A 2,822-nucleotide genomic window follows, 5' to 3' on the forward strand; every position below is an offset into this window, starting at 1 on the left:
GCCGAAATCAAAGGCCATTATCCGGTTCATGAAGCGAGAAGCTCGCTGACTTTGGCTATTGCCTCGGTGATTTTACCGGCCTCTTTTCCCCCGCCTTCCGCTTTATCCTCCCTGCCGCCCCCTTTTCCGCCAACTATCGAGGCAAAAAGCTCGGCGATCTTTTTGGCGGACAACCCCTGGCCGACCAAGTCGGGCGAAACGGTGATCAGGTAGATCAGCTTGCCGTTGTTCGCCGAAGCAAGCAAGATAACCGCCGATTTTAGCGTGTTCTGAATTGAATCGGCGAAGACGCGAAGGGTATCCATGGAATAATCCTGGAATTCCTTAAGGATTACCTTGCGCCCCTTGATCTCAACGGCGGCCGCGGCCAGCGCATACGCTTCTTGGGCGGCTTTTTGTTCTTCCATGACCTTGATCTCTTTTTCGATCTTGAGGATCCGTTCCTTGATCCAGTCGACCCGTCCGGCCAGATGATAAAGGAATTGGTCGACAAGTTTTAAATCCTGGGCTTCGACCGCTTTTTCCAGCCGTTCCAGTTCAGTCGTTTCGATCTCGAAAATATTCGCCTCCAGCTCCTCATGGCATTCCAAAAGGCCCTTCTTCCTCTGCAGCGCCCGGTATTTATCGGCCAGCGCGTCAACTTCGCTGTACATCGCTTTCGCTTTAGAAACGATATAAAACTTAGCCATTTGGCCGGCGACCGCTTCGATCCGGCGGACCCCGGCGCCAAGCGCCCCTTCGGAAACGATCTTAAAGAAAAGGATCTCGCCCGTCGAGCAGACATGGGTCCCGCCGCAAAGTTCCAGACTGTAATTGCCGATTTTGAGAACGCGGACCTCATCGCCGTATTTCTCGCCGAACAACGCCATCGCCCCCAGGGCGACCGCGTCTTTATAGTTCTTTTTCAATATTTCAACTTTGATCTTTTCCCTGATCTTCTGGTTGACGAGCTGTTCGACTTTCATCGATTCTTCATCGGTCAGCGCTTTAAAGTGAGAAAAATCAAAGCGGAGCTTGTCCGGCCCGACATAGGAACCGGCCTGTTTAACGTGTTCCCCCAGGACCTCACGCAGCGCCTGATGCAGCAAATGGGTGGCGGTGTGATGAGCCGCGGTCGCCAGCCGTTTGGCAAGGTCGATCCGCGCTTTGACCTTGACGTGTTCTTTCAGGCCTTTCAGCTCTTCGACCCGGTGGAGAATGATCTTTTGCGGGGTGACGATCGTTCCCAGGACCAGCAACTCCTTGCCGTCAAAAACAAGGACGCCGGAATCGCCGACCTGTCCGCCGCTTTCGCCGTAAAAAGGCGTTTTTTCCAGGACGACCAGTTTCTGGTCCGGAAAAACCGCCACGACTTTGCTCTCTTCTTCGTTCTTCTCGTAGCCGACGAACTGGGTCGGCTTCAGGTGGCTAAGATCGAGTGAATTAAGGTCAACCTTCTTGTCGCGCCCCAGGCCGCTTTTCCTGGCCCGTTCCCGCTGGGCGTTCATCTCCTTTTCGAAACCGGCCAGATCAACGGTCAGTTTTTTCTCCGCCGCCAGCTCGACCGTCAGGTCGATCGGAAACCCGTACGTGTCGTGCAGTTTGAAAGCGTCCGCTCCGGCCAGTTGTCCTCCGGCCGGTAGTTTGCCGATCAACTCCTCAAACCATTTAAGACCGGAGCTTAAAGTCGCGAAAAAGTTGTTTTCTTCTTCCTTTATTATCTCCATGATCGTGGCTTCTTTTTCTTTGAGGACCGGATAGATCTCCCCCAGGCCGGCGATCACTTCTTTGGCCAGTCCGGTCAGGAAAGAGCGTTCGATCCCGATCCGCTTGCCGTGACTGACCGCCCGGCGGATCAAACGGCGGAGGATATAACCCCGACCGACATTGGACGGATAAACGCCGTCGGCGATCAGGTTAGTGACCGCCCGGGCATGGTCGGCAATGATCCGCTTGGAGCTGGGCGAAGCGGCCGAATTAGTGGCCAGGCTTTCGACCAGTTTGATCAGCGGGACGAAAAGATCGGTCTCAAAGTTGTCGTCCGTCCCCTGAAGGACCGAAGCGATCCGCTCCAACCCCATGCCGGTATCGATCCCCCGGCTCTTGAGCGGGATCAACTCCCCTTTTTCGTTCCGATTATATTGGATGAAGACCAGGTTCCAGATCTCGAGAAAGCGGTCACAGTCACAGCCGGGAGCGCAATCATCCTTGCCGCAACCTTTATCCGGGCCCAGATCGTAATAGATCTCGGAACAGGGGCCGCAAGGACCGGTCGGTCCGGCCGCCCAGAAATTATTGTCTTCACCAAGACGGTGGATGATCGATTCCGGCAAGCCGATGCCATTGCGCCAGATCTCGAACGCTTCGTCGTCCTTTTCGAAGATCGCGATCCGCAATTTCGTGACCGGGATCTTAAATTCCTTGGTCAGCAGTTCCCAGGCGAACTGGATCGCTTCTTTCTTGAAATAATCGCCGAACGAGAAATTACCGAGCATTTCAAAAAAAGTGTGATGACGAGGGGTTTTCCCGACCCGTTCAATATCGAGGGTCCGGATGCATTTCTGGACCGTGGTCGCTCGCGGATATTTTGATTTTTCATGGCCGAGAAAGATCGGCTTGAACTGAAGCATGCCGGCCAGGGTCAGCAAGACCGTCGGATCGGCCGGGACCAGCGAGGAACCCGGGAGGATGTGGTGTCCCCGGCTTTCAAAGAACCGCAGGTATTTTTCCCTAATTTCCGAACTTTTCATCAACGATTCTCCTTATCTTTGCCTGGACCTGTTCGATCGGCAGGTTTTCAAACGCTAAATATTTGACCCGTTGCGGGTCGCTAGCCGCGATCT

The 2,822-nt window shown here is 54.3% G+C and carries 1 protein-coding gene; it reads right to left on the reverse strand.

From position 1 onward, the window contains the following. Positions 1–26 precede the first annotated feature (26 nt). Entirely contained in the window at positions 27–2,729 is a 2,703-nt protein-coding gene (gene alaS / locus WC529_09100) for an alanine--tRNA ligase (protein ID MFA5114426.1), read from the reverse strand. Positions 2,730–2,822 lie beyond the last annotated feature (93 nt).

This window comes from Candidatus Margulisiibacteriota bacterium, assembly GCA_041650855.1.
Classification (GTDB): Bacteria; Margulisbacteria; WOR-1; order O2-12-FULL-45-9; family XYB2-FULL-48-7; genus JALOPZ01.